The 26891-nt window shown below is 64.2% G+C and carries 32 protein-coding genes; 23 read left to right on the top strand and 9 right to left on the bottom strand.

All coding sequences use genetic code 11. From position 1 onward, the window contains the following. Positions 1–16: 16 nt before the first annotated feature. From der to AC1D0O_RS03070, 11 genes are all read left to right on the top strand, one after another. Positions 17–1360, top strand: coding sequence for a ribosome biogenesis GTPase Der (der, locus tag AC1D0O_RS03120; protein ID WP_477652084.1), 1344 nt, complete (start codon positions 17–19; stop codon positions 1358–1360). A 69-nt stretch (positions 1361–1429) separates the two neighbouring features. Continuing rightward, positions 1430–1681 (top strand): RNA chaperone Hfq, encoded by a 252-nt coding sequence (gene hfq, locus AC1D0O_RS03115; RefSeq protein ID WP_007871209.1) that lies wholly within the window; start codon positions 1430–1432, stop codon positions 1679–1681. Continuing rightward, the gene (hflX, locus tag AC1D0O_RS03110) at positions 1678–2859 is read left to right on the top strand and encodes a GTPase HflX (RefSeq protein WP_477652244.1); all 1182 of its coding nucleotides are present in this window, start codon (positions 1678–1680) and stop codon (positions 2857–2859) included. The genes hfq and hflX overlap by 4 nt, the downstream gene beginning before the upstream one ends. A 57-nt stretch (positions 2860–2916) precedes the next feature. Continuing rightward, complete coding sequence (hflK, locus tag AC1D0O_RS03105) at positions 2917–4341, top strand: FtsH protease activity modulator HflK (RefSeq protein ID WP_477652083.1); 1425 nt, start codon at positions 2917–2919, stop codon at positions 4339–4341. A gap of 11 nt (positions 4342–4352) precedes the next feature. After that, on the top strand, positions 4353–5255 hold the full coding sequence (hflC, locus tag AC1D0O_RS03100) for a protease modulator HflC (RefSeq protein WP_477652082.1): 903 nt from the start codon (positions 4353–4355) through the stop codon (positions 5253–5255). 6 nt (positions 5256–5261) lie between these two features. After that, the gene (locus AC1D0O_RS03095) at positions 5262–5450 is read left to right on the top strand and encodes a DUF2065 domain-containing protein (RefSeq protein ID WP_477652081.1); all 189 of its coding nucleotides are present in this window, start codon (positions 5262–5264) and stop codon (positions 5448–5450) included. 117 nt (positions 5451–5567) lie between these two features. Beyond that, positions 5568–6758: an ATP phosphoribosyltransferase regulatory subunit gene (locus AC1D0O_RS03090; protein WP_477652080.1), complete on the top strand. Its 1191-nt coding sequence runs from the start codon at positions 5568–5570 to the stop codon at positions 6756–6758. A 54-nt stretch (positions 6759–6812) separates the two neighbouring features. Beyond that, entirely contained in the window at positions 6813–8156 is a 1344-nt protein-coding gene (locus AC1D0O_RS03085; RefSeq protein ID WP_477652079.1) for an adenylosuccinate synthase, read from the top strand. An 83-nt stretch (positions 8157–8239) separates the two neighbouring features. Then, positions 8240–8764, top strand: a complete 525-nt coding sequence (locus AC1D0O_RS03080) for a phosphoribosyltransferase (RefSeq protein ID WP_436154379.1) — start codon at positions 8240–8242, stop codon at positions 8762–8764. Between the two features lie 253 nt (positions 8765–9017). Then, the gene (locus AC1D0O_RS03075) at positions 9018–10196 is read left to right on the top strand and encodes a PLP-dependent transferase (protein WP_477652078.1); all 1179 of its coding nucleotides are present in this window, start codon (positions 9018–9020) and stop codon (positions 10194–10196) included. A gap of 81 nt (positions 10197–10277) precedes the next feature. Then, positions 10278–10463 (top strand): hypothetical protein, encoded by a 186-nt coding sequence (locus AC1D0O_RS03070; RefSeq protein ID WP_477652077.1) that lies wholly within the window; start codon positions 10278–10280, stop codon positions 10461–10463. Positions 10464–10591: 128 nt separating this feature from the next. Here AC1D0O_RS03070 and AC1D0O_RS03065 read toward each other — a convergent pair whose 3' ends face one another. Genes AC1D0O_RS03065 through AC1D0O_RS03055 form a run of 3 tightly spaced genes read right to left on the bottom strand, consistent with a single transcriptional unit; the run spans position 10592 to position 13442 of the window. Then, positions 10592–11689: an SMP-30/gluconolactonase/LRE family protein gene (locus tag AC1D0O_RS03065; protein WP_477652076.1), complete on the bottom strand. Its 1098-nt coding sequence runs from the start codon at positions 11687–11689 to the stop codon at positions 10592–10594. Further along, on the bottom strand, positions 11686–12753 hold the full coding sequence (mnmH, locus tag AC1D0O_RS03060) for a tRNA 2-selenouridine(34) synthase MnmH (protein WP_477652075.1): 1068 nt from the start codon (positions 12751–12753) through the stop codon (positions 11686–11688). Before mnmH ends, AC1D0O_RS03065 begins: the two co-directional genes overlap by 4 nt. Further along, positions 12750–13442 carry an arylesterase gene (locus tag AC1D0O_RS03055; RefSeq protein WP_477652074.1) on the bottom strand — a complete coding sequence of 231 codons (693 nt, stop codon included), beginning with the start codon at positions 13440–13442 and terminating at the stop codon, positions 12750–12752. The genes mnmH and AC1D0O_RS03055 overlap by 4 nt, the downstream gene beginning before the upstream one ends. A 58-nt stretch (positions 13443–13500) precedes the next feature. Here AC1D0O_RS03055 and AC1D0O_RS03050 point away from each other — a divergent pair, with 58 nt between their 5' ends. After that, on the top strand, positions 13501–14220 hold the full coding sequence (locus AC1D0O_RS03050; RefSeq protein ID WP_477652243.1) for an ABC transporter ATP-binding protein: 720 nt from the start codon (positions 13501–13503) through the stop codon (positions 14218–14220). 14 nt (positions 14221–14234) lie between these two features. Here the strand turns inward: AC1D0O_RS03050 and AC1D0O_RS03045 are convergent, their stop codons facing one another. Further along, complete coding sequence (locus AC1D0O_RS03045; RefSeq protein ID WP_477652073.1) at positions 14235–16541, bottom strand: protein kinase domain-containing protein; 2307 nt, start codon at positions 16539–16541, stop codon at positions 14235–14237. A gap of 40 nt (positions 16542–16581) precedes the next feature. Next, on the bottom strand, positions 16582–17460 hold the full coding sequence (locus AC1D0O_RS03040) for a c-type heme family protein (protein ID WP_477652072.1): 879 nt from the start codon (positions 17458–17460) through the stop codon (positions 16582–16584). A gap of 209 nt (positions 17461–17669) precedes the next feature. Between AC1D0O_RS03040 and rlmB the strand changes: the two genes are divergently transcribed. Then, entirely contained in the window at positions 17670–18422 is a 753-nt protein-coding gene (gene rlmB / locus AC1D0O_RS03035; protein ID WP_477652071.1) for a 23S rRNA (guanosine(2251)-2'-O)-methyltransferase RlmB, read from the top strand. Next, positions 18419–19564 (top strand): NAD(P)/FAD-dependent oxidoreductase, encoded by a 1146-nt coding sequence (locus AC1D0O_RS03030; protein ID WP_477652070.1) that lies wholly within the window; start codon positions 18419–18421, stop codon positions 19562–19564. The genes rlmB and AC1D0O_RS03030 overlap by 4 nt, the downstream gene beginning before the upstream one ends. 15 nt (positions 19565–19579) lie before the next feature. On the opposite strand, the gene AC1D0O_RS03025 is transcribed toward AC1D0O_RS03030, so the two are convergent. The 4 genes from AC1D0O_RS03025 to AC1D0O_RS03010 form a co-directional block, all read right to left on the bottom strand. Beyond that, positions 19580–20173 carry a chromate transporter gene (locus AC1D0O_RS03025; protein ID WP_477652069.1) on the bottom strand — a complete coding sequence of 198 codons (594 nt, stop codon included), beginning with the start codon at positions 20171–20173 and terminating at the stop codon, positions 19580–19582. After that, on the bottom strand, positions 20170–20745 hold the full coding sequence (locus tag AC1D0O_RS03020) for a chromate transporter (RefSeq protein WP_477652068.1): 576 nt from the start codon (positions 20743–20745) through the stop codon (positions 20170–20172). Before AC1D0O_RS03020 ends, AC1D0O_RS03025 begins: the two co-directional genes overlap by 4 nt. A gap of 145 nt (positions 20746–20890) precedes the next feature. After that, positions 20891–21874, bottom strand: coding sequence for a bifunctional helix-turn-helix transcriptional regulator/GNAT family N-acetyltransferase (locus tag AC1D0O_RS03015; protein ID WP_477652067.1), 984 nt, complete (start codon positions 21872–21874; stop codon positions 20891–20893). A gap of 81 nt (positions 21875–21955) precedes the next feature. Next, a complete protein-coding gene (locus tag AC1D0O_RS03010) occupies positions 21956–22315 on the bottom strand; it encodes a cupin domain-containing protein (RefSeq protein WP_477652066.1) in 360 nt (119 codons plus the stop codon). A 73-nt stretch (positions 22316–22388) separates the two neighbouring features. Between AC1D0O_RS03010 and AC1D0O_RS03005 the strand changes: the two genes are divergently transcribed. From AC1D0O_RS03005 to AC1D0O_RS02965, 9 genes are all read left to right on the top strand, one after another. Then, positions 22389–23240: a helix-turn-helix domain-containing protein gene (locus AC1D0O_RS03005; RefSeq protein WP_477652065.1), complete on the top strand. Its 852-nt coding sequence runs from the start codon at positions 22389–22391 to the stop codon at positions 23238–23240. Further along, positions 23237–23563, top strand: a complete 327-nt coding sequence (locus AC1D0O_RS03000) for a hypothetical protein (RefSeq protein WP_477652064.1) — start codon at positions 23237–23239, stop codon at positions 23561–23563. The genes AC1D0O_RS03005 and AC1D0O_RS03000 overlap by 4 nt, the downstream gene beginning before the upstream one ends. 71 nt (positions 23564–23634) lie before the next feature. After that, entirely contained in the window at positions 23635–24225 is a 591-nt protein-coding gene (locus tag AC1D0O_RS02995; protein WP_477652063.1) for a DUF4240 domain-containing protein, read from the top strand. Between the two features lie 53 nt (positions 24226–24278). Further along, complete coding sequence (locus AC1D0O_RS02990; protein WP_477652062.1) at positions 24279–24506, top strand: hypothetical protein; 228 nt, start codon at positions 24279–24281, stop codon at positions 24504–24506. A 26-nt stretch (positions 24507–24532) separates the two neighbouring features. After that, entirely contained in the window at positions 24533–25204 is a 672-nt protein-coding gene (locus AC1D0O_RS02985) for a hypothetical protein (RefSeq protein WP_477652061.1), read from the top strand. A 46-nt stretch (positions 25205–25250) separates the two neighbouring features. Next, the gene (locus AC1D0O_RS02980) at positions 25251–25631 is read left to right on the top strand and encodes a RidA family protein (protein ID WP_477652060.1); all 381 of its coding nucleotides are present in this window, start codon (positions 25251–25253) and stop codon (positions 25629–25631) included. 33 nt (positions 25632–25664) lie between these two features. Further along, on the top strand, positions 25665–25940 hold the full coding sequence (locus AC1D0O_RS02975) for a hypothetical protein (protein ID WP_477652059.1): 276 nt from the start codon (positions 25665–25667) through the stop codon (positions 25938–25940). Between the two features lie 105 nt (positions 25941–26045). Further along, positions 26046–26396, top strand: a complete 351-nt coding sequence (locus AC1D0O_RS02970) for a hypothetical protein (RefSeq protein ID WP_477652058.1) — start codon at positions 26046–26048, stop codon at positions 26394–26396. Between the two features lie 74 nt (positions 26397–26470). Then, on the top strand, positions 26471–26878 hold the full coding sequence (locus AC1D0O_RS02965; RefSeq protein ID WP_477652057.1) for a GNAT family N-acetyltransferase: 408 nt from the start codon (positions 26471–26473) through the stop codon (positions 26876–26878). Positions 26879–26891 lie beyond the last annotated feature (13 nt).

The raw sequence follows: 26891 nt of genomic DNA, 5'->3' as shown, positions 1-26891 counted from the left end.
CGCCTGAAACTGATTGATGAAACCTGTCATTGCGCTAGTCGGCCGCCCCAACGTGGGCAAGTCGACGCTTTTCAACCGGCTGACCAAGACGCGGGATGCGATCGTGGCCGACTTTGCCGGCCTGACGCGGGATCGTCATTACGGTAACGGCAAGCTGGGTCCCCACGAATACATCGTGATCGACACCGGCGGCTTTGAGCCCGACGCGGCCTCCGGCATCTACAGGGAAATGGCCAAGCAGACCCGGCAGGCGGTCGCCGAGGCCGACGTGGTGGTGTTTGTGGTCGATGCCCGCGCCGGCATCAGCGCGCAGGACCACGACATTGCCAAATACCTGCGTAAGCTGGGCAAACCCACGGTGCTGACGGCCAACAAGGCCGAGGGCATGACCGAAGGCGTGCAGCTGTCCGAGTTCTTCGAACTGGGCCTGGGCGAGGTGCTGCCGGTTTCCGCCTCGCACGGCCAGGGCATGCGCTCGCTGGTCGACATGGCGCTGGCGCCGCTCAATCTGCCCGACCCGGAAGAAGAAGCCGAGCCGCAGGACCCCTCCGTCATCCGCCTGGCCGTGGCCGGACGCCCCAATGTCGGGAAGTCCACGCTGATCAACACCTGGCTGGGCGAAGAGCGCCTGGTCGCCTTCGACCTGCCCGGCACGACCCGGGACGCCATTTCGGTGCCTTTCGAACGCGCCGGGCAAAAGTTTGAGCTCATCGACACCGCCGGGCTGCGCCGCAAAGGCAAGGTTTTCGAGGCCATCGAGAAGTTTTCCGTCGTCAAGACCCTGCAGGCCATTGAAAACGCCAATGTGGTGCTCTTGCTGCTGGACGCCACCCAGGGCGTGACCGACCAGGATGCCCACATCGCCGGCTACATCCTGGAAAGCGGGCGTTCGGTGGTTCTGGCCGTCAACAAATCGGATGCGGTGGACTCCTACCAGCGCGAACTGCTGGAGCGTTCCATCGAAACCCGGCTGGGTTTCCTCAAATTCGCCTCCATCCATCCGATTTCGGCCATCAAGCGCCAGGGCCTGGGCCCCGTCTGGAAATCCATCGTGCAGGCCCATGCCTCGGCCAACCGCAAGATGTCTACCCCGGTGCTGACCCGGCTGCTGCTCGAGGCGGTGCAATTCCAGCAGCCCCAGCGCTCCGGCGTGTCCCGCCCCAAGCTGCGTTACGCCCACCAGGGCGGCATGAACCCGCCCATCATCATCATCCACGGCAATTCGCTGGAGCACGTCACCGAGTCGTACAAACGCTACCTCGAAGGGCGCTTTCGCAAGGAGTTCGACCTGGTCGGTACGCCCCTGCGGATCCAGATGAAAAGCTCGCACAACCCCTTTAAGGACAAGGAATCGGCCTAGGACTACATGGCCGGGCCCACGCCCTGTGGTAAGGTCAGGTTCTATTAACTTTTGAACACGGAAAATATCGTGAGCAATAACAAAGGCCAGCTCTTGCAGGATCCATTTCTCAACACCTTGCGTCGCGAGCATGTTCCTGTTTCCATCTATCTCGTCAACGGGATCAAATTGCAAGGCCAGATCGAATCCTTCGATCAATACGTGGTCCTGCTTCGCAACACTGTGACCCAGATGGTCTACAAGCATGCGATCTCCACCATCGTTCCAGGCCGCGCGGTGAATTTCGCGACCAGCGAGTCTGAAGAAAGCCCCGCCAGCTGAGTTCGTCCGATGCTCCGGTGAACCCGAAACCCCTCGTGCTCCTTGTCGGGGTGGATCTCGGATTCCCGAACTTTGATGCTGGCCTGCAGGAACTGGGTTTGCTCGCGCAAACAGCGGGCCTGCAGCCGGTTGCGCGCGTCACCTGCAGGCGTAAGGCGCCCGACGCCGCGCTCTTCATCGGCAGCGGCAAGGCCGACGAAATCAAGCTGATGGCGCTGGACACCGGCGCCACCGAAGTCCTGTTCGACCAGTCCTTGAGCCCGGCGCAGCAGCGCAACCTGGAGCGCCACCTGGACATGCCGGTCAACGACCGGACCCTGCTGATCCTCGAAATTTTCGCCCAGCGCGCGCGCAGCCACGAGGGCAAGCTGCAGGTCGAACTGGCCAGGCTGCAATACATGTCCACGCGCCTGGTGCGGCGCTGGTCCCACCTGGAGCGGCAGACCGGCGGCGCCGGCGTGCGCGGCGGCCCCGGTGAAAAGCAGATCGAGCTCGACAAGCGCATGATTGGTGACGCCATCAAACGCACCAAGGAGCGCCTGGCCAAGGTCAAGAAGCAGCGGCAGACCCAGCGCAAGCAGCGCGAGCGCCGTAATTCCTTCACGATTTCCCTGGTGGGCTACACCAACGCGGGCAAGTCCACGCTCTTTAATGCGCTGGTCAAGGCGCGCGCCTACGCGGCCGACCAGCTGTTCGCCACGCTGGACACCACCACGCGCCAGCTCTACCTGGGCGATGCCGGGCGTTCGGTGTCGCTCTCGGACACCGTCGGTTTTATCCGCGACCTGCCGCACGGCCTGATAGACGCCTTCGCCGCGACCCTGCAGGAGGCGGCCGACGCCGACCTGCTGCTGCACGTGGTGGACGGCGCCAATCCCGATTACCTTGAGCAGATCGAACAGGTGCAGCGCGTGCTCTCGGAGATCGGCGCGGCCGACGTGCCGCAAATATTGGTGTTCAACAAGCTGGATGCCATTGAAAAGAACAACTTCCCCCTGCACCTGCAGGACATGTTCGAACTCAGGGACGCGTTTGAGGGCTCCAGCCGCAGCGTTGAACGGGTGTTCGTGAGCGCCCAGACAGGCGAGGGCCTGCCGCTTCTGCGGGCCTTGCTGGCCGGCTATGCGGCCAACCCGCCGGCCGAGGAAATCCCCCTGACTGCCGAGGACCTTGCCTGATATGGCGAATTCATTAGGCACAATGTCGGTGTAATGAAAAAAAGTGAGTTTGATCCCATGAATCTGAACCCCGTGCTGCAGACTTTGACGACCTTGCCAGGCCGGCTCAGGCATCGCGCCCAAGGCATGTTCAACCTCAATGATCCGCGCTGGGGCCGGGACGACGATAAAGCCTCGTCCGACGACAGCAAGCCCGAGGCACCCCGGGACGACAAGCAGCCGACCCGACCCGCCAATCGCCCGCAAGGGCAGGGCCCCAACCAGGGCCCCCCCGACCTCGACGAACTCTGGCGCGACTTCAATCGCAAGCTGGGTGGCCTTTTCGGCGGCGGCAAGAACAACCCCAATCGCGGCGGTTTCGGCCGCGGCAATGGCGGCGGAGGCGGTGGGAATAACGGCGGCTTCCAGCCCGACATGAAAAGCGCCGGCATCGGCGTAGGCCTGATCGCCAGCGTCGCCGCGCTGATCTGGCTGGGAACCGGCTTTTTCATCGTCCAGGAAGGCCAGCAGGCTGTCATTACCCAATTCGGCAAATACCACTCCACCGTGGGCGCGGGCTTCAACTGGCGCCTGCCTTATCCCGTCCAGCGCCACGAGATCGTCGTGGTCACGCAAATCCGTTCGGTCGACGTGGGCCGCGACGTCATCATCAAGGCCACCGGCCTGCGCGACTCCGCCATGCTGACCGAGGACGAAAACATCGTCGAGATCAAATTCGCCGTGCAGTACCGTCTGAACGACGCGCGCGCCTATCTGTTTGAAAGCAAGGACCCGGCAGCCGCGGTGGTGCAGGCCGCCGAGACCGCCGTGCGCGAAGTCGTCGGCAAGATGAAGATGGATTCCGCGCTTGCCGACGAGCGTGACCAGATCGGGCCGCGCGTGCGTGCCCTGATGCAGACCATCCTGGATCGCTACAAGGTCGGCGTGGAAGTCGTCGGCATCAACTTGCAGCAAAGCGGCGTGCGACCGCCCGAGCAGGTGCAGGCAGCCTTCGACGACGTGCTCAAGGCCGGCCAGGAGCGCGAGCGCGCCAAGAATGAAGCCCAGGCTTATGCCAATAACGTGATTCCGCGCGCCGTCGGTTCCGCCTCGCGCCTGAAGGAAGAGTCCGAAGCCTACAAGGCCAAGATCGTGGCCCAGGCCCAAGGTGACGCGCAGCGCTTCCGCTCGGTGCTGGTCGAATACCAGAAGGCGCCCCAGGTCACGCGTGACCGTATGTACACCGACGCCATGCAGCAGGTCTATACCAACGTCACCAAGGTGCTGGTCGACTCGCGCCAGGGCAGCAACCTGCTGTACCTGCCGCTGGACAAGATCATGCAGATGAGCTCCCAGGGCGGCGATGCGGCGGTTCCCGGCGAAACACCGCTGATCGCCGGCTCGGCCTCTTCATCCGCGCCCGCCGCGCCCACCTCCAGCCTGCCACCCCTCGATGCCCGTTCACGCGACTCCGCCCGCTCGCGCGACCGTGAAACACGCTAAGGAAGACGATCGTGAATAGAGTTGGATTTATTGTTTCCTCGCTGCTGGTCCTCCTGGCGCTGCTCAGTTCCACGCTGTTCGTGGTCGACCAACGCCAGTTCGGCGTGGTCTATGCCCTGGGGCAGATCAAGGACGTGGTCACCGAACCCGGCCTGCATTTCAAGATGCCGCCGCCGTTCCAGAACGTGTCGTACATCGACAAGCGCCTGCTGGTGCTCGACAGCGTGGATGCCGAGCCCATGCTCACGGCCGAAAAGCAGCGTGTCGTGATCGACTGGTACGTGCGCTGGCGCATCATCCAGCCCAGCGACTACATCCGCAATGTCGGCCTCGATGAAAAAGCCGGCGCCAACCAGCTCAACCGGGTGGTCCGCAACGCTTTCCAGGAAGAAATCAACAAGCGCACCGTCAAGGACCTGCTGTCGCTCAAGCGCGAAGCGCTGATGGCCGACGTCAAGCGCGAAGTGCTGCAGGCCGTGCAGGGCGCCCAGCCCTGGGGCGTGGACGTGGTCGACGTGCGTATCACGCGCGTGGACTATGTGGAAGCCATCACCGATTCCGTCTACAAGCGCATGGTGGCTGAGCGCCAGCGCGTGGCCAATGAGCTGCGCTCTACCGGTTTGGCGGAAGGCGAAAAAATCCGCGCCGACGCCGACCGCCAGCGCGAAGTGACCATCGCCAACGCCTACCGCGATGCGCAAAAGGTCAAGGGCGAGGGCGATGCCGAAGCCGCCCGCACCTATGCCGAATCGTTCGGGCGCGACCCGCAGTTCGCCCAGTTCTACCGCAGCCTTGATGCCTACAAAGCCAGCTTCAGCAAGAAAAGCGACGTGATGGTGCTCGACCCTTCGTCCGACTTCTTCAAGGCGATGCGCGGCCCGGGCTCCGGCAGCGCCGCACCGGCCAAAAAATAAGCCGGCGTGGACGGCAGCACCTTCTGGCTGGCACTGGCCTTGATGCTGGTCATCGAGGGCCTGTTGCCTTTCATCTCTCCCGGCGGCTGGCGCCGCATGTTCGAGCAGATCCTCACCCTGGGCAACGGCCAGATCCGCTTCTTCGGGCTTTGCAGCATCGCGGCGGGCTTGATTCTGCTGGCCGTGCTGGCCTGAATTCCACATCGCAGCCGCACCCCTATTTCGCCCCGCGGGCCTTATCAGTCTCCGGCAAGCCGAAAACCGGCTTCAAGCCCGGTAAAATGCTGTTTTTAACAGCCCACGAAAATTACAATGCCCGCCTGGTCGTCATCATGGCAATTGCCCGATCAAATTGCCGATGTCCTGCCCTCCGAGGCGCGCCACATCGAAGAGCTGCGCCGCCTGTTCCTGGACACCGCCCGCAGCTACGGCTATGAACTGGTCATGCCGCCGCTGCTCGAGCACCTCGAGTCGCTGCTGACCGGCACCGGCGAAGCACTGGACCTGCAGACTTTCAAGCTGGTCGACCAGCTTTCCGGCCGCACCCTGGGCCTGCGCGCCGACACCACCCCCCAGGTCGCCCGCATCGACGCCCATTTGCTCAACCGCAGCGGCGTGGCCCGCCTCTGCTACTGCGGCCCGGTGCTGCACACCCGCACAGACCGCCCCCACGCGACCCGCGAGCCGCTGCAGTTCGGCGCTGAGATCTACGGCCATGCTGGGCTGGAAGCCGACCTGGAAGCCCAGCAGCTGGCGCTTGAGGGCCTCAAAGCGGCCGGTGTGACCGCATTAAGCGTCGACATGGCCGACGTGCGCATCGTCAACAGCCTGCTGGCCGGCGCCACTGTCAGCGGCAAGACCCTGGCACTGATCCACACTGCGCTGGCGGCCAAGGATGCCAGCGAGCTCGACAGCCTCACTGCCAGCCCGAGCAGCGGCATTTCCGCCGAAGCGCGCGCCGGCCTCAAGGCACTGCTGCAGCTCTACGGCGACGAAAAAGTCCTGGCCGAAGCCGAAAAAGCCTTGCCACCCTCGACCGGCCTCAAGGCGGCGCTGCAAAACCTCAAATGGCTGGCGGCCCACACCGGCGGCGAAAAAGGCGAGGTCAAGGTCAGTTTCGACCTGGCCGACCTGCGCGGCTACGCCTATTACAGCGGCACGCGCTTTGCCATTTACGGGCAGGGCGCCGAACTGGCGCGCGGCGGCCGTTATGACGAAGTCGGCGCCGTGTTCGGCCGCAACCGCCCGGCGGCCGGTTTCAGCCTGGATTTGAAGGAGCTAGTCAGCGTGCTGCCGCCCCGGCCCCTGAAGGCGGCCATACGCGCGCCCTGGAGCGAAGACGCCGGCCTGCGCGCGGCTATCGCCCGGCTGCGTGCCGGCGGCGAAACCGTGGCCTGCGTGCTGCCCGGCCACGAACATGAAGTCAATGAATTCGATTGCGACCGCGAACTGGCCCAGGCTGCCGGTCAATGGGTGGTCCAGCCCCTGAAGAAAGCCGCGTGAGGGCCATGTGCCCCCGTCCGGCTTGATCCCAACACACCTTAACGAGAATTGAAGATGACAAACAAACAAACCGCAGACGCGGGCCGCAATGTCGTGGTCGTGGGCACCCAGTGGGGTGACGAAGGCAAGGGCAAGCTGGTCGACTGGCTGACCGAGATGTCGCAGGGCGTGGTGCGCTTCCAGGGCGGCCACAACGCCGGCCACACGCTGGTCATCAACGGCGTCAAAACGGCGCTGCACCTGATCCCCAGCGGCATCATGCGCCCCGGCGTGAAGTGCTACATCGGCAATGGCGTGGTGCTGTCGGCCGCCAAGCTGTTTGAGGAAATCGAAGGCCTGGAGAAAGCCGGCGTTGAAGTCCGTTCGCGCCTGCGCATCAGCGAAGCCTGCCCGTTGATCCTGCCTTTCCACGCCGCGCTCGACATCGCGCGCGAAGCCTACCGCGAGAAGGGCGGCACCACCAAGATCGGCACCACCGGCCGCGGCATAGGCCCGGCCTATGAAGACAAGATCGCCCGCCGCGCGCTGCGCGTGCAGGACCTCAAATACCCCGACCGCTTCGCCGCCAAGCTGCGCGACCTGCTGGAGCTGCACAACTTCGTGCTGACGGGCTACCTGCATGCCCCGGCCATCGACTTCGACACCGTCTACGCCGAAGCCATGCGCCACGCCGAGCTGCTCAAGCCCATGATGGCCGACGTCTCGCGTGAACTCAACGACGCCCATAGCGACGGCGCCAACCTGCTGTTCGAAGGCGCGCAGGGCACCTTGCTCGACGTCGACCACGGCACCTACCCCTACGTCACTTCCAGCAACTGCGTGGCCGGCAACGCCGCCGCCGGTGCCGGTGTGGGCCCGGGCATGCTGCACTACATCCTGGGCATCACCAAGGCCTATTGCACGCGTGTGGGCGGCGGGCCGTTCCCGACCGAGCTCGACTGGGAAAAGCCCGGCACCGTGGGTTACCACCTGAGCACCGTGGGGGCCGAAAAAGGCGTGACCACCGGGCGCAGCCGCCGCTGCGGCTGGTTTGACGCCGCGCTGCTCAAGCGCTCGGCCCAGGTCAACGGCCTGTCGGGCCTGTGCATCACCAAGCTCGACGTGCTCGACGGCATCGACGAGCTCAAGCTGTGCACCGGCTACGAACTCGACGGCCACATCACCGACATCCTGCCCATGGGCGCCGAAGAAATCGAGCGCTGCAAGCCGATCTACGAAACCATGCCCGGCTGGAGCCAGAGCACGGTCGGCGTCACCGAGTACGACAAGCTGCCCGCGGCTGCGCAGAAATACCTGCACCGCATCGAGGAAGTGACCGGCGTGCCCATCGACATGATTTCCACCAGCCCCGACCGCGACCACACCATCCTGCTGCGCAACCCTTACGCCGCCGCTTGACCGGATACCCGCCACAGCTTTAGCCAAACAGCCTGCCGTCCTTGAAAAGGGCGCGGGCAGCGAATACATCAGGAGCGCCACCCATGTTGACAGAAGACGGCAAGCATCTCTATGTGAGCTATGACGAATACCACAACCTGATTGAGAAACTGGCCATCAAGATCCACCAGTCCGGCTGGCAGTTCGACACCATCCTGTGCCTGGCCCGCGGCGGCATGCGCCCCGGCGACATCCTCTCGCGCATCTTTGACAAGCCGCTGGCCATCATGTCCACCAGCTCCTACCGCGCCGATGCCGGCATGACGCAGGGCAACCTCGACATCGCCCGCTTCATCACCACGCCCAAGGGCGAGATCGCCGGCAAGGTGCTGCTGGTCGACGACCTGGCCGATTCCGGCCACACGCTCAACGCCGTGATTCACCAGCTCAAGAACAACTACAAACCCATCACCGAACTGCGCAGCGCCGTCATCTGGACCAAGGGCGTGTCCAGCTTCCAGCCCGACTATTCGGTCGAACTGCTGCCCACCAATCCCTGGATTCACCAGCCGTTCGAAGGCTATGACTCGCTGTCACCCGCGCAGCTGATGGCGAAGTGGAAAATTTAAGCCCCCACGCTTTTCACTTCGTGTAATGCGCGAGGCCTTGCAGGCCGCGGCTCGCGAGACGCTTCGCCTCTTGTCGCCTGTCCAAAGCTGCTCAAGCAGCTTTGGAGCCGCAGGCTCCAGCCCCTCGGTGGCGCTGCGCCTGCGGTCTGGCAAAGCCAGTCCCGCGGCCCCTGCTTGAATCGAGAAGCCCCTGCGGACGCGGCTTTTGTTCTGCTGCTCTTCAAGCCTCTGAGCTTGCCGTTAATATGCGGTCATGAGCGACATTTCCACCACCCTGATCCACCACCCCTACAAGCCGCCCGCCGACTTTGACGCGATTCCGCCCGGGGTCTACAAGGCTTCCACCATTGCCTTTCCCACCGTCGCCGCGCTGCGCCGCCGGGACTGGAAGCACAAGACCGGCTACACCTACGGCCTGCACGGCACGCCCACCACCTTCACGCTGGAAGAGCGCATCGCCACCCTGGAAGGCGGCAAGTACTGCACGCTGGTGCCCAGCGGCCTGGCGGCCGTGGTGCTGGTCGGCATGGCGCTGCTCAAGGCCGGCGACGAACTGCTGATTCCCGACAACGCCTACGGGCCCAACAAGAGCTTTGCGCAGGGCGAGCTGGCCGCCTGGGGCATCACCCATCGCTTTTACGACGCGATGAACCCCGCCGACCTGGCCGCCAAGCTGGGCCCGAAAACCCGGCTGGTGTGGATAGAGGCGCCGGGCTCCATCACGCTGGAATTCCCCGACATGCCCGCACTGGTCGCGGCCGTCAAGGCGCACAAGAATACGCATCCCTCGGGCATCGTGACCGCGCTCGACAACACCTGGGGCGCCGGCCTGGCTTTCAACGCTTTTGATCTCGGCCTGGACATCTCGGTCCAGGCGCTGACCAAATACCCCAGCGGCGGCGCCGATGTGCTGATGGGCTCCGTCGTCACGCGCGACGAGGCGCTGCACCACCTGGTCCACTTTTGCCACATGCGTGTCGGTTACGGCATAGGCGGCAACGATGCCGAACTGGTGCTGCGAGGCCTCCACAGCATGGCCTTGCGCTACGCCGCCCAGGACGCCGCCACGCGGGAACTGGCCGGCTGGCTGGCTGGCCGCCCCCAGATCGCCACCGTATTGCACCCGGCCCTGCCCGGATCGCCCGGCCATGAGGTCTGGAAGCGCGACTGCAGCGGTGCCGCCTGCCTCATGAGCGCCGTCTTCAAACCCGAGTTCGCCCAGGCACGGGTGGACCGTTTTTGTGACAGCCTGAAACTTTTCAAACTAGGTTACAGCTGGGCTGGCCCCATGAGCTTGTGCGCGCCGTACGACATCCCGGCGCTGCGTACCACGCCCTGGCCCTATAAAGGCGGCCTGGTGCGCTTTTCGGTAGGCCTGGAAGCCGTCGCCGACCTGCGGGCCGACATTGCGCAGGCCCTGGAAAAAGCCTGATCCAAAAGCGGGGCAAACGACTGGTATCCGGCGGCGGCAATGCAGTACAGTAAGGCTTACTTATTCAGATGAAAGCACGCAGTGGCAACTCCCAACTATTCCTACGAAAAGCGCCAGAAAGAGCTTGCGAAAAAACGCAAAAAAGAAGAAAAGCTCAAGCGCAAGGCCGAGGGCAAGCCGGATGATGTAGCTGACGATGGGAACGATGCGCCGCCCAATGACGGCGATGCGCCGGCTGGCGTGCCACCCGCTGACCCGGCGCCCTGAATTTTCAAACTTCCAGTTAAGGATGAGCGTAAACGGCTACCAGCGCATACCCCTCGAAAACCCGGAACACCCAGCGTGTTGCCGGGTTTTTTGTTGGTGGCCGGTACTGGGCCGGACGGTACGCCAGCCTATTTAGGCAACCAGCCCAGCTCCCTGGCATGCAGGCTTTGCACATACAGCCTGTCCGCCGTCTCCGTCACGGCGGTTGTTTCGGGGTAGGCGCCTGTCGGGTCCTGCAGGTCGGCCACCACTTTTCCTTCTTCCGTGAACGCCACCACGTGGCCATAGGCCTTGGGAATAGGCCACAAGGCGCGCGGCAGACGAAGTATGAGTTTGCGCATGAAGGGCTTGCGGGCCAGGCCGTCAATCGTCGGGTTGCGCGGCTTGACGAGGCCCACCCAGACCTTGCCGTCCAGGCCGCGCATCAGGTTGTCGGGGTAGCCCGGCAGATTGTCAAAAAGCGGCCGGAGGCCGCTGCCGGGCTGGCCGATGTCCTGTTCCCGCGCATCCACCGGCAGTTTCCAGATGCGGTATTTGCCGGTTTCGGCCACAAACAGCGAGCGCTCGTCCTGGCTCAAGGCCACGCCGTTGGCAAAGCTCAGACCCTTGGCTACGATGCGGGTGGCTTGGGTTGCCGGGTCGTACTCAATGACCCGGCCTGTGGCGGACTGCTCCAGGATGTCGAGAATGCTGGCTTCGAAAGTGCCGCCCCATTGCCGGGCCCCAAAGCGGGTGGATGCGTCGCTGAAGTACACCTTGCCGCTGCGGGCCACCACCACCGCATTGGCATACAGAATCGGACTGCCACCGGCTTTGTCAGCCAGCACCGTCACCTTCCTGTCCGGCGAAATCGACAGCAAGCCTTTGAATGCATCGGCGGCAATGAGATTGCCGGCCGCATCGAAATCAAAACCAAGTACGCGGCCGCCGGTATTGGCCACCACCTCCTGGCCGCTGCCATCGGGATTCATCCGCAGGATGGCGCCGCTGGCCACCGTGGCGTAGAGTTTTCCATCCCGGGCCACCACCAGGTGCTCGGGACCTTCTTCGGCCCCCAGCGGGATGGTTTTCAGGGTGGCGAGTTTGTTGTTGGCGGCGAAAGGGCCGGTGTAGCCGGGTGCCGCGGGCGCTTCCCAGCTTTGCGGCGCGATGGGCACCGGCCACAGGCACAGGTAGGCGGCCAGCCCGGCCAGGGCGATGCCGATGGCGGCAAGGGTTTTTTTCATGGTGTTTTCTCCCCCGCAAGAATGGATAGCGCCAGCCCCGCCAGGGTCTGCCTCGATCGGTCGGCCGCGCTGAGCACAGTGGCTTTCGGGTACTGGCTGAAGTTGCGCTCCATGGAGCGCGCATAGCCCGGGTCGTAGTGAAGGGTGAGCAGCTCGCGGACCACTGAGGCCACGTCGCCGCCTTGGGCGCGTGCCTGCCAGTCCTGCACCACGGCCTTGCCGCGGGCCTCTGTCAAGGCGCCGAGGCGTTCGCAGAAGTGCGCGATGTCCTTGACGAAGAAGGCATAGTCTTCGAGCAGCAGCGCCACGCGCTCGTCATTCGCAAGCTCGATCTGCAGGCAGGGGCTGGCCCGCATGGCGGCGATCAGGCCGTCGGGCACCGCCACGTTGCCGACCTTTTTACTTTCGCTTTCAACGTAGACCGGCCTGGCCGGGTCGAAGCCGCGCAGGGCGGACCAAATGCCGCTGTCAAAGGCTTTCTGGCTGGGCTGCTGAACGCCGGGAATCGCGCCCAGCACAGAACTGCGGTGATTGGCCAGCGCTTCCAGGTCCAGCACCTGCGCGCCCTGTTCTGACAAGGCCTGTAGCAACCGCGTCTTGCCTGAGCCCGTGGGGCCGCAAACGACACGGTACTGCAGGCGCGCGGCCAGCTGCGGCAGGTCGGCCAGCAGCGCCGCCCGGAAGGCCTTATAGCCACCGTCCACCAGTGTGACCCTGAAGCCGATCTGGTCCAGCACCAGCGCCAGCGAGCCGCTGCGCTTGCCGCCGCGCCAGCAATAAAGCAGGGGCTGCCATTCACGTGGTTTGTCGAGCACGTCACGCTGTATGTGTTCGGCGATGTTTTTCGCCACCAGCGCCGCCCCCAGTTTTTTGGCCTCGAACTGGCTGATCTGCTTGTATTTGGTGCCGACGATCTTTCGCTCTTCGTCGTGCAGGCTGGGCCAGTTCAGCGCGCCGGGCAGGTGGTCTTCGGCGTATTCCCCCTCGCTGCGGGCATCGATGATGTCGGAGTAGCGGCCCAGCGCGGCCAGCGCTTCTTCGGCGGAAATGCGTTCAAGCGTCACTTGATCAGTTTCTTGAGTTCGGGCCACACATTGGCCAGCATGCGGGCCTGCGATTGTTCGTTCGGGTGGATGCGGTCGGCCTGGAAGCTGGCAGTCGGGTCGGCGGCGTCCGCGATGCCTTTCAGGAAAAAGGGCACCAGCGCGACTTTTTCCGCCTTGGCGATCTTGGCGAACAGCCCCGAAAAAGTCGCCGCATAGGCGCTGCCGTAGTTGGGCGGCACCTGCATGCCGACCAGCAGCACGCGCGCGCCGGCCTTTTTGGCGGCCTGCGTCATCGCGCTGAGGTTTTGCTCGGTCATGTCCAGAGGCAGGCCGCGCAGGGCGTCGTTGCCGCCCAGCTCTATCACCACCACGGCGGGCTTGTGCTGCGACAGCAGGGCCGGCAGGCGGGAGCGGCCGCCCGAGGTGGTGTCGCCGCTGATGCTGGCGTTGACGACCCGGGCGTTCTTTTTCTCTTCGGCCAGCTGCTTTTCCAGCAGCGGCACCCAGCCGGTGCCGCGCTTGAGGCCGTATTCGGCGCTCAGGGAGTCGCCGACGACCAGCACGGTAGTGGCCTGGGCGGCGGAGGCGGGCGCCTGCGCGTGGGCGGCCGGCACTGCGCCCAGCAAGGCGGCCGCGAGCAGCGCGGCCAAAGGTTTTACCAGGCGCCTGGCCGTTTGGCCGGCAAGCTTGGTAAAGTCGGATTTCATATTTTCTGACAAGGCTGACATGTTTGAACCCGCGGTGAGTGGCGTGAATGATGCTTCCATGGCCTCCACAGCGCCCGGCGTTTCCGGTGCGGCTGCAAAGCCTGCAACAGCTTCAATTATTTCCGTGGAGCACGTTTTCAAGTCGGTCACCGACTCCACCGGCACATTGGCCATTTTGCGCGATATTGACTTCGCGCTCGCCGCGCGCGAAACCGCCGCCATTGTCGGCGCCTCGGGTTCGGGCAAAAGCACCTTGCTGTCCATCATTGCTGGCCTGGACACCCCCACCGAGGGCACAGTCAGGCTGGCCGGGCAGGACCTGTTCGCCCTGGGCGAAGACGACCGCGCGGCCTTGCGCGCCCAGAAGGTCGGTTTTGTGTTCCAGAGCTTCCAGCTCATGGGCAACCTGAGCGCGCTGGAGAACGTCATGCTGCCGCTGGAGCTGTCGGGCACCCGGAACGCCCGCTCGCAGGCCACCGAGATGCTCAAGCGGGTCGGCCTGGGGGAGCGGCTGGGCCACTATCCCAAAGTGCTGTCGGGCGGCGAGCAGCAGCGCGTAGCGCTGGCGCGGGCCTTCGTGGTGCAGCCGGCGGTGCTGCTGGCCGACGAGCCCACCGGCAGCCTGGATTTCGCCACCGGCGAGACCGTCATGTCGCTGATGTTCGAGCTCAATCGTGAACTCGGGACCACGCTAGTGCTAGTGACCCACGACCAAGGCATCGCCGCGCGCTGCGAGCGGCGCATCACCATAGACGCGGGCCGGGTCGTTTCGGCCTGAACTTGCCCGGGGCTTCAGCGCCCCGAGTGCAGCTTTTGCGCCGCGGCCAGGAACTTCGCCCTGTCGTCGGGTTTGTCGATCAGCTGCGCCAGGGCCTTTGCCAACGCGCCCAGGCTGGTCTGGCGCGCCGATTCCTTGCGCACCAGTGTCTTGGCCAGCGGGCCGATGTAAAGGCTCAGCATGCGTTCGAGCTGGGCCTGCAGTTCCGCGCTGAAATACTGCAGGTTAATGGAGGTGGACGTCGCTGACGGCGATGACGGGCCCGTCGGGCGGCTCATGTCCTGGGGCCGCAGGCCGGACACCGGCATGGAATGCAGGCGGCTGGGCGTACCGGTGGTGGCACCTATGGCGCTTGTGGCGCCGGTGCGCGGACCCGAGGCCCCATGCAGCCCCGAATGCACGGGCATGCTGGCATTGCGCGGCCGCGCAAAGGCCTCGCGCGCCGTCGCGTCGGGGATGGAGACGGCCAGCAGGTCGCGCAGGCCCTGGGCGCTCACCGTGCGCGGCACCGCCTTCTTGACCAGCACCCGGGCCAGCGGGCCGATCAGCTTGGCCAGCTCGGCCTCGATGTCGTGCACCATTTCCGGCGTGAGCGAGGCCAGCGCGGCGAACGAGGCCGTGTGCTCGAACTCCAGGTTGCGCGATGCCGCGGCTGCCGCGGGTGCGGCATTCGGGTCCAGCACCGCGTAGATCTCGTGCGAGCGCAGGTGCTTGTCCATGTGCGGGCCGAGGTAGTCGAAATGGCCGGCCGCGCTGTCGGTGATGCGCGAGATCACGTCGTAATAGGCCCGCGAGACCACCACCTGGTTGGGCCTGGCGAAGTCCATGATGCGCTGGGCCACGTTGATGCCGTCGCCCACCACGTTGACCCGGTTGTTGATGTCGAACACCATGCGGATGGGCCCCAGGTGCAGGCCCACGCGCAGGGACAGCTTGCGGCCGTACTTTTGCGCCAGCAGGTCGCGCAGCAGCAGGGCCGACTGCAGCGCCTCCTCGGGATCCCCGAGGAAACAGATCGCAGCGCCGTCGCCGGTGTCTATCATGATGCGCGACGACTCCTTCACACCGCCTATGGCCTTGGTGATCAGCTCGTTGAACAGCGCCTTGACCACCACCTGCTGGTCCACCGAATAGGTGGAGTAGGACACCAGGTCCAGGAACATGATGGTGCCCAGCACGTTCTTGCGCAGATTCTCGGCGCTGTTGAGCGGGATGGACTGTGTATTGGCGGCGTAGGCGAGCAGGGCGTTGTCGGGCGGCGCGGCGGTGGTCGTCCTGCTTTCGGCGGGTGCCGGCGCGGGTGCGGGTGCGGGTGGGGAAGGCGGGGCCGCAGGTGTGGGGGGCGCCAGTACGCTGGCCGCGCGCAACGTCTGCGTCTTCACGAAGTCCGAACTCAGCAACGCCTGGCGCAGCGCAGCCACGTCCTGCGGCCGCTGGTTTTCGTTGGGCGTCATCGCCCAGTCGATGGCGCGCAGCAGCGGCGCGCCGAAGACCACCGCGCTGGCGGTGTCGGCGGCCTTGGGCATGCTGTCCTCGCGCACGCGCGAAGCCGATTCCATGGGCTTGTGGCCGGTCGTCATCCAGTACATCACCGCGCCCAGCGAATAGACGTCCGTCCACGGCCCTTGGTGGCCTTTGCTGTGGTACTGCTCGAACGGCGCGAAGCCCGGGCTCACGATGTTGGTCATGTCCTGGTTGCCGGTGACGCGGCGCGCCGCGCCGAAGTCCAGCAGCACCGGCGTGCCGTCCGCGCGGATGTAGATGTTGTCCGGCTTGATGTCGCGGTGCAGGAAGTTCACCTTGTGCACGGCTTCCAGGCCGTCCATCAACGGGTAGATGATCTTCAGCAGGCCTTGCTGGTCCAGCGCGGGTTGCTTGGCCAACCAGCGCTTGAGCGGGTCGCCCGACTCGTACTCCATCACGATGTAGGCCGTGCCGTTTTCCTTGAAGTAGCGCAGCACCCGCACGATGTTGGGATGGCGAAACGATGCCAGCGCGCGCGCCTCGTCGAGGAAGCGCTCCAGGCCCCACTTGAACTGCGCCCTGTTTTCGCTGGACCGGACGCTGACCGACAGGTCGGCCGCGCGCACGGCCAGCTCGCCCGGAAAGTATTCCTTGATGGCCACCGGCAACTGCAGGTTGATGTCCTGCGCCAGGTAGGTGATGCCGAAGCCGCCGCCGCCCAGCATTTTGTCGATGCGGTACTCAAAGACCGTCTGCCCCGGCATCAGCGCGGCAGCGTCGCCTTCGCCAACGACAGCCGGAGCGGCGTCGTCGGGGCGCACGGGCTGGGTGCGGGTCTTGTCTTCAGGGTCGGTCATGCGTGCGCGGTCGTCGTGGGGGCTTGAAGTTCGATGCGTCTCAGTCGCCGCGGTCTATCATCTGCATGGCTTTTTCCAGGCTGCGGCGCATGCGGTTGAAAGAGTTGCCCAGCACGGCCACTTCGTCCTTGCCGCCGTCCGCAAACTCGGGCACCTCGAAGTCGCCGGTGCTGACCTTGTCGGCCGCCTGCGACATGCGGCGTATCGGCCGCACAATGAGCCAGCTTAGCATCAGGTTGAGCACCACGAACACCACCACGAACACCGCGGCCAGTGAGGCCATGAAGGTCTTGAACGTGCGTTCGGCGTTGCGGATGGGGATCTCCATGGGCACCGTCACCACCTGCGCGCCAATGATTTCATTGTGTTTCCAGCCGAAGCCGTTGGCTTCGCCGTAGATCTTGATCATGCTGGCCGGTGCGGCGGCCGGCACGCTGTGGCACTGCAGGCAGGCCGCGTTGGTGATCTGGATCGGCTTGGCGATGTAGAGCAGTCGCCCCGTGGCCGCCGCGCGCTCCGAAATGAGTTCTTTCGAATCGGAATTCTGGCGGAACTGCTGGACGATGTCGGCTTCCCAGTCGGTGGCGCGGTCGCGCGGGTTGGTCGGGTTCAGCGTAGCTTCCTTGTAGCCGTAGTCGCGGTACTTCTTCTGGATGTGGCCCAGGGTTTCGGTGGCCGCATAGGCCGGCACGGTCTGGGGCAGGAAGACCTCTTCGAGCTGCTTGTCCAGGTGCGGCTTGATCTGCTCCACCGTGTAGGCGCGCACCGAGAGGGCGGTGTCCATCATGAGCCGCGCATTGCGCAGGACTTCCTCGCGGGCGTTTTCCTGCAGCAGCTGGCGCGACATGAACCCGGCGGCGCCGAAGCCGGCCAGGAACACCACGATCAACACCAGGTTAAATTTAAGCCTCAATCCCATAACGACCCCACTTGTGTATGTTTTTGTCGCGAAGCATCGTCAGCCTGCGCCGGCCAACAAATTGTTACTATTTTAGTCTTACCCAGCACGCATTGTGACCGCCGGTCGGTCCTGGCGCACCGGTAGTAATGCCAATGAGTGGCCAATGAGTGGCCAATGAGGGGTGAAGAGTCCGGGCCGCCCAGACTCCTGGCAGTGATAATCCCCGCATGTCATCCACCCCCAAAGTCCTTTTTGGCTTCCATGCCGTCGGCGTCCGCATCAAAACCACTCCCAAGTCCGTCCTGGAGGTGTTTTTCGACGTCTCGCGCCGCGACGCGCGTATGCGCCAGTTCACCGACCGGGCCCGCGAGGCCGGCATACGGCTGATCGAATCCGACGGCCTGCGCCTGGCCAAGATGTGCGGCAGCCACGGCCACCAGGGCGTGGTGGCCCGGGTCGATGCACTGGCCCAGGTCAAGTCGCTTGACGAGTTGCTCGAGCAGCTCGAAGAAGCCGGCACGGCCCAGCCGCTGCTGCTGGTGCTGGACGGCGTGACCGACCCGCACAACCTGGGCGCCTGCCTGCGCGTGGCCGATGGCGCCGGCGCCCATGCGGTGATTGCCCCCAAGGACCACGCGGCCGGCATCAACGCCACCGTTGCCAAGGTTGCCAGCGGCGCCGCCGAAACCATGCCTTATTTCATGGTCACCAATCTGGCCCGCACCCTGGGTGAGCTCAAAGAACGCAACATCTGGTGCATAGGCACCAGCGACGACGCTGAAAAAACCATTTACGACGTGGACTTGAAAGGCCCGGTCGCCCTGGTGCTGGGCGCCGAAGGCGAGGGCATGCGCCAGCTCACGCGCAAGACCTGCGACGAACTCGTCAGCATTCCCATGCGTGGCGCGGTGGAAAGCCTCAACGTGTCCGTCGCCAGCGGCGTCTGCCTCTACGAAGCCTTGCGCCAACGCGGCGCATGACGCCGCAACGTTTTGACCTGGTCGTCATAGGCGCCAGTTTTGCCGGGCTGGCCTGCGCGCGCGCCGCGGCCCGCGCGGGCCTGCGGGTCGCCGTCGTAGAAAAGAAGTCCTCCTCGGGGGACAAGCTGCACACCACCGGCATCATCGTCAAGGACGCCATAGACACCATCCCCTGGCTGCAGCAGGTGCCCGCGGCGCTGGTGCGGCAGGTGGACGGCGTGCGGCTGTATTCACCCAACCTGCGCCACGTGGACCTGCATGCGCCAGGTTATTACTTCTGGGCGACCGACACGCCGGCATTGCTGGACTGGATGTGCGCCTCGGTCCAGGCCGACGGCGTCACGCTGCTGGTGGGCACGCTGTTTGAGCAGGCCGCGCGGGACAGCGGCGGCGGCTGGGCCGTGTCGGTCAAGTCGGTCGCCTCGCAGGAGCCGGTCGTGCTGCAGGCCGGCTACCTGGTCGGCGCCGACGGCCCGCATTCACGCGTCGCCAAGGCTTTAGGCCTGTCGCTCAATACCCAGTTCCTGTTCGGCATCGAGCATGAATACGGCCAGGCCAGGCTGGACGCCAACCTGCTGCACTGCTTCATAGACCGCAAGCTCGCGCCCGGCTATATCGGCTGGGCTGTTGCCGGCGTCGGCATTCAGCAGATCGGACTGGCCCGGCGGATGTTGCCTTCGGGCGTGCCGCCCAAGCAGGCCTGGATGGCCTCTTTCACGGCCAAGATCGCGCCGCACGTCGATGTTGGCGACGCCGCGCCCCTGGCGACGCGCGCCGGCATGATTCCCTGCGGCGGGGTGCTCAAGCGCGTATCCGATGCACGCGTCATGCTGGTCGGCGACGCCGCCGGCATGGTCTCGCCCGTGACGGCCGGCGGCATCCATACGGCGCTGGAGCATGGCGATGCGGTGGGCGGCGCCGTGGCGGCGTTCTTGCAAAGCGGGGCGGTCGACGGCGGCGACCCGGCTGATCCGATGCACGGACTGGTGCGGAGTTACCCGAAATTTCGCGCCAAGCGCACGCTGCGCTGGCTGTTCGATCATTTCCAGGCCGACTGGATCTTCAACATGGCCCTGGACACCGAACCCATGCGGCAGGCCGCACGCATGGTGTACTTTCACCGGCGCGGCAAGCCACAGTAGCTTTCCGGCAGCGGCTCAGACCAGCCCGTACCAGCCCAGCAGCGCGCCCGCGCCCAGCAGCCACAGCAAATGGATGCGGGTGCGCCAGACGATGACGGCCGAGGCCGCGGTCAGCAGCCATACCGGCCAGTCCTTCAGCGAGCTGCCGTTGGCGGCGGCCAGGATCCAGCTGGTGGCGATCAGCAAGGCCACCACGATGGGGGCCATGCCCTGCTTGAAAGCGCGCACCGCCCGCAGTTCGCGGTTGCGGTGGCCCCATTGCGCCGCCGTATAGGTCAGCGTGGTGCTCGGGATCAAAATGCCCAGCAGTGACAGGAACACGCCCAGCAGACCGGTCAGCATGCCGCCGGCGTTCAGGCCTACGTTCCAGCCCATCAATGCGATGAACAGCACGTTAGGCCCCGGCGCCGACTGCGCGATGGCGATGGAGGCGTTGAACTGCGCGTCGGTCAGCCAGTGCTGCTTGTCGACCAGGAAACGGTGCATGTCGGGCGCGGTGCTGATGGCCCCGCCAACCGACAGCAGCGACAGCGAGAGGTAGTGCAGGAACAGGTCGAACCATTCGCGCGCGCCGAAGACCAGGTGCAGCGTTGGCAGTTGTTCGTTCATGGTTTGAGCCCGCGGTAGGCCAGCACGCAGGCCGTGAAGCCCAGGCTCAGCAGCACGTAAGCCAGCGGGATGCGCAGCAGCGCGATGGACACAAAGCACAGCAGGCCCAGGCCCGCGCACAACCGCAGGCCCAGCACGTTCTTTTTGAGCGCGCCGAAAAGCTTGAGGCCGGTCGCTCCGATCAGCCCTGCCGCCACCGCCGCCATGCCGCGCAGGGCGCCCGCGACACCGGGGTGCCCGGCGAACTGGGCATACAGCACCGCCAGCAGCAGCACCAGCACCAGCGGCAGCGTCAACATGCCGGCCAGCGCCGCCATCGCGCCCTTGAGGCCGAAGTAGCGCCCGCCCACCATCAAGGAAAGGTTCACCACATTGGGGCCCGGCATGATTTGCGCCACCGCCCAGTCTTCGATGAACTCCTCACGCGTCATCCAGCGTTTTTTCTCGACCAGCTCACGCTGCACGACGGCGAGGACGCCGCCGAAGCCCTGCAGGGCCAGCAGGGTGAATGAAACAAAAAGATCGGTGAGGGATTTGGGTTGCGGGCGCTCTTCCGCGGGCAGGGGGCTCATACGCCCATTATCGCCGCGCGTGCCGCATGCCCCGGCCGGCCCGCGAGAAGCCGAGGCGCTTCATCCGCTATTAAAACAATAGCCCGCTCTTCTTTATTCACGAGGGCCAACGCGCAAAGCCTTAGAAACTTTCGGCCCTATACACCTAAAGCTTTAGCGCCCAGGTTTCGCCAACCAATTCATGACCAAAACCCTGATACGGCTCGCTCTTGACCAGTTCAAAGCCGCGCCTGGCATAAATCGCGCGCGCCGCCGTCAGGCAGCTGTTGGTCCAGAGCACCATTTTTTTGTAGCCCTTGGCGCGCGCGAACGCGATGCATTCGTCCGACAGGCGCCCGCCGAGGCCCAGTCCGCGCGCCCCAGGCGTGAGGATCAGCATGCGCAGCTGCGCCACCGTGGCCGACTTGCGCACCACGAACACGGCACCCACGCGCTCGCCGTCGAGTTCGGCGATCCAGCATTTCTCGCAGTCGGGCCGGTGGTGCTTGAGGTACTTGCCCGCGATGTCGGCCACCAGCGCCTCGAACTCGCTGTTCCAGCCGTATTCGCGCGCATAGATTTCACCGTGCTGCTGCACCACCCAGCCCATGTCGCCCGGCTGCGGGTCGCGCAGGACGACGGTGCGCGTCGCCGCTGCCTCGTTGGGCCCGGCCAGCAGGCGCTGCACCGTGGTCATCGCGCCCACCACCTTGTGCTGGTCTTCCGGCGGCAGCGCCGCCAGCAGGGCGGTCGCTTCATCGCGCGACTGCTGCTGCAGCGGTGCGAACGCCGCGTGCCCGGCCTCCGTCAGCTTGAGCAGGCTCTGCCGCGCGTCGGCCGGCGAAGGCACGCGCGCCAGCCAGCCCTTGCCTTCAAAGCGCCGCAGGATGCGGCTCAGGTAGCCGGCGTCCAGCGACAGGTCGCGCCCCAGCTCGGTGGCCGTCGGCTGGTCGCGGTGGGCAAGTTCGTAGAGCACCCTCACCTCCGTCAGCGAGAACTCGCTGCCCAGGTAAGGGTCCAGCACGCCGATGCGCTGGGTGTAGAAGCGGTTGAAACTGCGGATCGCCTTGATGTGGGCGGTGCTGGCGGCTGGCGCGGAAGGCGCCGGAATGAAGGGAGTGGGGAGGGTCGGGGAGTTTGACGAGGCCATGCGGCTATCGTCAAGCAATTAATTGACAAAGTCAAGTAATTGGATTTCCCCTGCCTCTCCGCCAGGTTTGGGCTGCCTGCCTCAGATCACCCGCCGCGGCGCCGCCGTCGCCGCATCACCGCTGTTGGGCGCGCCGGTCGGCTCTATCAGCAGCAAGTGCGCTTCCTGAACCGCGCGCGGCCGGTGCCGCACGCCGCGCGGCACCACATGGAGCTGGCCGGGCTTGAGCATCACGGTGGGCCGGCCCTCGATATCGATGTGCAGCTCGCCCTTGAGCACCAGGAAGAAGTCGTCGCTGTCGGGGTGCGAATGCCAGCTGTACTCACCTTGCACCTTGACCACCATCACGTCGTGGCCGTTGAACTCGCTCACGGTGCGCGGCTGCCAGTGGCCTTCAAAGCTCGCGAGCTTGGCCTGCAGGTCTATGGCGTCTGTTTTCATGAAAACTCCTCTTGCGTGTATGAAAGAGGAGAGTCTGCTTGTCCGTGCCCGCCGCGTCTTGTACGATTGTTTCATGCACCATGCCCAGGAAACCACCCCCAAAGACTGGGCAAACTTTCGCCCAGGCGCCCTGGCCGGCGTGACGCAGATGAAGGCCCACTTCACCGAGCACAGCTTTGAACGCCACAGCCATGAAACCTATTCCATAGGCGTCACCGCCTCCGGGGTGCAGACCTTTCATTGCGGCGGCACGCTGCACGCCAGCCTGCGCGGCGACGTCATCCTCTTCAACCCCGACGAGCCGCACGACGGCCAGCGCGGCACACAGGAGGGTTTTGGCTACAGCATGCTGTACGTGGCGCCGCAGGTGGTCGACGAATGCCGCGACAAGGAGGCTGGCGTCGACATGGCCGCCTACTTCCGCCAGCCGGTGGTGCGCGACGCAGCCATGGGGCGCGCGTTGGCACTGGCCATAGGCGCGGCCGGGCAGGCCCAGGAATCGCTGCGCGCCGAGGAGCTCACGCGTGATGTGCTGGTGCGGCTGCTGCAGCGCTACGGTGAACGGCGCAGCGCGGGCAATGACACCCAGGCGGCCGGCGCCACCCGCATGGCCCGCATCCGCGACTATTTGCGTAGTCATTACGGCCAGGACATCACCGTGGATGCCCTGGCCCGCGAGGCCGGCCTCTCGCGCGTGCACCTGACCCGCGCCTTCGCCCGGCAATTCGGCGTGCCGCCCCACATCTACCTCAACGCGGTGCGCCTGGAACGCGCCCAGTCCGCCATGCTGGCCGGGCAGGGCCTGGCCGAGGTCGCAGCCGCCTGCGGCTTCGCCGACCAGAGCCATTTCAGCCGGCGCTTCAAGGGCAGTGTGGGTCTGGCGCCTGGGGCCTGGTTGCGGCAGATGAAGGCGGGGTGCCAATGAAGTCCTTGCCAGCGCCTCAATATCTCTTGTTCGCCGGTAAAGTCGCTACCGCAACACTTGCTGGTGCAGCAGCATTGGCCGTGTCCTTGCTTGCGGCTTTTTATGCGGTGGTTCTTTGTGGTCGTTTTGTTGAGGATCGCGCGATCAGTGTTGTTTTCGGCCTGGTCGCTTTGGCAATGCTGGCGGCGCTTGGCTATGCTTTTCGGAAATTGTCGTGGCCGCTGAGGGCCGTGGTGGGGGCGGCGTTGCTCGCCGGCAGCTTCCTGCTCCTGCCGCGTCCGGTATGCGCGGCCGAGCCTCAAGCCACCACGGATTGCCAATGATTTGTCGACGTACGATTAATGGCATGGCAATGCCGGGATGATTGAACACAAAGCAGCCCAGGCGTCATGTCATGAATACCCGTCGTGCATATCTCAAACTTATTTCCGGAGCTGTGGCGCTGGCATTTTTATGCGCGCCCGCTCCTGGATTCACCAGGACCCTCATGGACGAACAAATATTCTGGAAAATCATTGGCGCGGCGAAAGCGGCAGCCGGTGAGAGCGTCGATGCAAGGCCCAAGGCGCTGGAGGCGCAGTTGGGCTCTCTCGATCTTGCGGCGCTGGGTGCTTTCCAGCGCACCTATGAGTCTCTGTTGATCAAGGCCGACCGCTGGGATCTATGGGGTGCGGCCTATCTCATGAACGGCGGCTGTTCCGATGACGGGTTCAAGTACTTTCGTGACTGGCTCATCTCCGAAGGCCGGGATACTTACGACAAGGCGCTTGCCGACCCGGCTTCGCTCGTGTCTTTTCCGGTTCGGGAGTACTTCGAACTTGAGTCCTTCGGTTATGCCGCGTCCAAAGTCTTTGCCCGCAAGGGCGGTGGGGAACTGGAGCGCGACTTCAAGGTCGAGACGGCGGTGACGGTCGGCAAACAATGGGAGGAATCGGAGCTTCCCGCCATGTTTCCCAAGTTGGCCGCAAAGTTCCTGAGCAGGTAGTCGCCAGAGATAGCTCGCATGGCCGCTGGTAATCCGTCGATACGTCAACGTTAATGAACACCACAAAGCGCCTCATCATTGCATTCGTCGGCTGGATACTGCTCGGCCTGGCCGTCATCACCTATGGAGGGCCGCATGCCCGGGGAAGCGCGCTCTTCGTGGTGTGGTCCCTGTATTCATTCTTCGCCGGAGTCTGGGTTGTCATGCCGTTGCTGAAAATAGTCAGTGCCGCCATAGACAAGGAAAAGTCGCGCGGGTCAAGCCATCCGGATCAAAGCTAGCGCTCGGGGCTGTAAAGGGAAGATAGATGAAACGTGACACTGTGAAACTCATCGCCCGCTTGATGGTTGCGGGCAGCATCTGCCTCTTGGGGCCGATGGCGAGCGCGCAGCAAGCTGCGGCGCCTTTCACCAAGTCGGCTTATACCGAGGGCTCAAGCACCAAAGGGGTGGTACTGGTTTCCACAAATTGGGGGCGTAAATGGAGATGTGGAAAGTTCGAAAACGCGCAACTGCGCAGCCTTGCTTTTGACAAATCGGATCGTCCGAAGAATGGGAATGATGCACAGCCCGACCTGCTGCTGGAGGACACATCGATTCTTCCCGCCTCGCCCAGGTTCATCAACCATGCCTTTATCGTCGAGCCGGGTGAATACCTGATGAGTGGATTCAGTGTGAAAGCTGCCCGGTCGGTATCGAATGTCGGGTACCTCACCGCAAGCCGGAATGATCTGCTCAAGGACGGGAAGTCAAAGGCGGGGTTCTTTACCGTCGGGCCGGGCGAGATCGTTTATATCGGTCATTTTTTCCTGGATTGCGAACAGGATCCCATGCCTTGGCGCTACTATCCAAGCGACAAATCCGATTTTGAAAAATATCTGTCCGACGTCAGGAAGGAGTTTGGGGAATTCGATGTGGAGAAGGTCAAATTCAGACTGTTTGACACCTCTACGATGGGTAAACCATTTACCCTTCCATAGCTGCTTTCGCTGTTATCTCAAGTACCCGGCAATACAGGTGACATTCATGGCAAGAGACATCATTCGAACCTTCGACGCTCCAAGCCCGCCACCGACTTACAGCCAGGCGGTGCGGGCCGCAGGCCTTGTGTTCGTCTCAGGCACGGGGCCGCACGATCCCGCCACCGGGAAGATTGCGGGCGAGACCATCCAGGAGCAGACCCGGCAATGCCTGCACAACGTGTCCGCCATCCTCAAGGCCGCGGGCTCTTCCCTCGACAAGGTTGTGAGCGCCACCGTCATCATCCTGGAAGAAGCCGACTTCGCCGGCATGAATGAAGAGTGGCTTAAATGGTTTCCGGTGAACCCGCCCGCGCGGCAGGGCGCGAAGCTGCCGGTTCGGGTGCCCGGCCTCAAAGTGTCCATCGCGGTGATTGCCGAGGCCTGAACACTTCACGCGCAACACGCATCTCCTGCATTCATGATTGATGCCTTCGCCGTCCTCTGCTGCTTTATCGGCGGCCTGTTTCTGGTGGGGGCCTGGAAGGTCCTGGTTTCCAGGCACGAGCCGGAAATCCGGACGCAACCCGTGCGTTGGATCGACATGTTCCTGGAACTGCTGACAGATGGCTGCTGGATCGAGATGACCGCTGTCGACCGGTTCACCGCGGTCCTTGTGCTGTTTGCCATTGGCATGTTTTTTCTCTGGGGCGGGCTGTATATCGGGCTGGCATGGGGCGATGTGGTCGTGGCCTGAGACCGCCGGAATCCGGCCGGCCGGCGGGCGCGCCGCCCACCTAGAATCGTTTGCGGATCCGATTCCGTTTTGTCCAGCTGAACGACAACCTCAGGCCACCTCCCTATGAAGCTTCAACACTTTGCCGGCATTCTCATACTGTCCTTCGCTCTTGGAGGCTGCGATTTCCAGAAAGAGGCCGACGCCAAGTTCGGCGACCAGCATTTCAAGACCGCCATCTCCCTGGTGGAGCTTCACAAGGTGCGCACAGGTGCCTACCCGCAGAAGCTCAGTGATCTCACATTCACGGGCGAGTGGGATGCCATCGCGCTCAATTCCGTCGAGTACAAACAGCTGGCCACCGGCTATGAACTGAACGTCACCCGGGGTTGGGTGGGCCAGCCTGAATTGGTTTATCCCAAGGAGTTCTGGCAAGGTCTCGGACTGGTCAAATCCAACTTGAAACCTGGCGTGTGAAACCGCCCGGCCGGCTGTTTATCCGGACACACAAAACCTCTAAATCCAGAGACCCTTTCGACCCTCGTAACGCCATGACAAACATCAACGTTGAATACCGCCACAACTACCCGCTGGATCCCGTAGACGTCGTGCGCGTCTTCGAGCAATCGGGCATCAAGCGCCCCACCGGCGACCTTCCGCGGATTGCCCGCATGTTTTCCGCGCCCAGCTTGCTGTTATCGGCATGGGTGGGCAACGAGCTGGTGGGCTTGAGCCGCTCGCTGACCGACCATGCCTACTGCTGCTATCTCTCAGACCTCGCCGTGGACAAAAAATACCAGGGCGCCGGCATCGGCAAAGAACTCATCCGGCGCACCCGCGCAGTGATTGGAGACCAGGTGTCACTGATCCTGCTCTCGGCGCCCGACGCCATGTCTTACTACCCCGCGCTGGGTTTTGAGCAAGCCGGCAACGCCTTCGTCACACGACGAAAGCAGTAAGGCCTCGCGGCCG

It is taken from the genome of Polaromonas sp. P1_F2 (genome assembly GCF_056405735.1).
The sequence above is the reverse complement of the archived record's forward strand: the minus strand, read 5'-3'. Positions and strand labels throughout refer to the sequence as shown.

Excerpts from the sequence above, each read along its gene's own strand:
- AC1D0O_RS02975 (WP_477652059.1), top strand. The coding sequence starts at position 25,665 with ATGATTGATGCCTTCGCCGTCCTCTGCTGCTTTATCGGCGGCCTGTTT.
- AC1D0O_RS03015 (WP_477652067.1), bottom strand. The coding sequence starts at position 21,874 with ATGGCCTCGTCAAACTCCCCGACCCTCCCCACTCCCTTCATTCCGGCG.
- AC1D0O_RS03080 (WP_436154379.1), top strand. The coding sequence starts at position 8,240 with ATGTTGACAGAAGACGGCAAGCATCTCTATGTGAGCTATGACGAATAC.
- AC1D0O_RS03075 (WP_477652078.1), top strand. The coding sequence starts at position 9,018 with ATGAGCGACATTTCCACCACCCTGATCCACCACCCCTACAAGCCGCCC.
- AC1D0O_RS03000 (WP_477652064.1), top strand. The coding sequence starts at position 23,237 with ATGAAGTCCTTGCCAGCGCCTCAATATCTCTTGTTCGCCGGTAAAGTC.
- AC1D0O_RS03040 (WP_477652072.1), bottom strand. The coding sequence starts at position 17,460 with ATGGGATTGAGGCTTAAATTTAACCTGGTGTTGATCGTGGTGTTCCTG.
- AC1D0O_RS03065 (WP_477652076.1), bottom strand. The coding sequence starts at position 11,689 with ATGAAAAAAACCCTTGCCGCCATCGGCATCGCCCTGGCCGGGCTGGCC.
- AC1D0O_RS03090 (WP_477652080.1), top strand. The coding sequence starts at position 5,568 with ATGCCCGCCTGGTCGTCATCATGGCAATTGCCCGATCAAATTGCCGAT.
- AC1D0O_RS03020 (WP_477652068.1), bottom strand. The coding sequence starts at position 20,745 with ATGAGCCCCCTGCCCGCGGAAGAGCGCCCGCAACCCAAATCCCTCACC.
- AC1D0O_RS02980 (WP_477652060.1), top strand. The coding sequence starts at position 25,251 with ATGGCAAGAGACATCATTCGAACCTTCGACGCTCCAAGCCCGCCACCG.
- der (WP_477652084.1), top strand. The coding sequence starts at position 17 with ATGAAACCTGTCATTGCGCTAGTCGGCCGCCCCAACGTGGGCAAGTCG.
- AC1D0O_RS03005 (WP_477652065.1), top strand. The coding sequence starts at position 22,389 with ATGCACCATGCCCAGGAAACCACCCCCAAAGACTGGGCAAACTTTCGC.
- AC1D0O_RS02965 (WP_477652057.1), top strand. The coding sequence starts at position 26,471 with ATGACAAACATCAACGTTGAATACCGCCACAACTACCCGCTGGATCCC.
- AC1D0O_RS02985 (WP_477652061.1), top strand. The coding sequence starts at position 24,533 with ATGAAACGTGACACTGTGAAACTCATCGCCCGCTTGATGGTTGCGGGC.
- AC1D0O_RS03030 (WP_477652070.1), top strand. The coding sequence starts at position 18,419 with ATGACGCCGCAACGTTTTGACCTGGTCGTCATAGGCGCCAGTTTTGCC.
- AC1D0O_RS03050 (WP_477652243.1), top strand. The coding sequence starts at position 13,501 with ATGGCCTCCACAGCGCCCGGCGTTTCCGGTGCGGCTGCAAAGCCTGCA.
- rlmB (WP_477652071.1), top strand. The coding sequence starts at position 17,670 with ATGTCATCCACCCCCAAAGTCCTTTTTGGCTTCCATGCCGTCGGCGTC.
- AC1D0O_RS02970 (WP_477652058.1), top strand. The coding sequence starts at position 26,046 with ATGAAGCTTCAACACTTTGCCGGCATTCTCATACTGTCCTTCGCTCTT.
- AC1D0O_RS03045 (WP_477652073.1), bottom strand. The coding sequence starts at position 16,541 with ATGACCGACCCTGAAGACAAGACCCGCACCCAGCCCGTGCGCCCCGAC.
- AC1D0O_RS03085 (WP_477652079.1), top strand. The coding sequence starts at position 6,813 with ATGACAAACAAACAAACCGCAGACGCGGGCCGCAATGTCGTGGTCGTG.
- AC1D0O_RS03025 (WP_477652069.1), bottom strand. The coding sequence starts at position 20,173 with ATGAACGAACAACTGCCAACGCTGCACCTGGTCTTCGGCGCGCGCGAA.
- AC1D0O_RS03010 (WP_477652066.1), bottom strand. The coding sequence starts at position 22,315 with ATGAAAACAGACGCCATAGACCTGCAGGCCAAGCTCGCGAGCTTTGAA.
- hflK (WP_477652083.1), top strand. The coding sequence starts at position 2,917 with ATGAATCTGAACCCCGTGCTGCAGACTTTGACGACCTTGCCAGGCCGG.
- AC1D0O_RS02995 (WP_477652063.1), top strand. The coding sequence starts at position 23,635 with ATGAATACCCGTCGTGCATATCTCAAACTTATTTCCGGAGCTGTGGCG.
- AC1D0O_RS02990 (WP_477652062.1), top strand. The coding sequence starts at position 24,279 with ATGAACACCACAAAGCGCCTCATCATTGCATTCGTCGGCTGGATACTG.
- AC1D0O_RS03055 (WP_477652074.1), bottom strand. The coding sequence starts at position 13,442 with ATGAAATCCGACTTTACCAAGCTTGCCGGCCAAACGGCCAGGCGCCTG.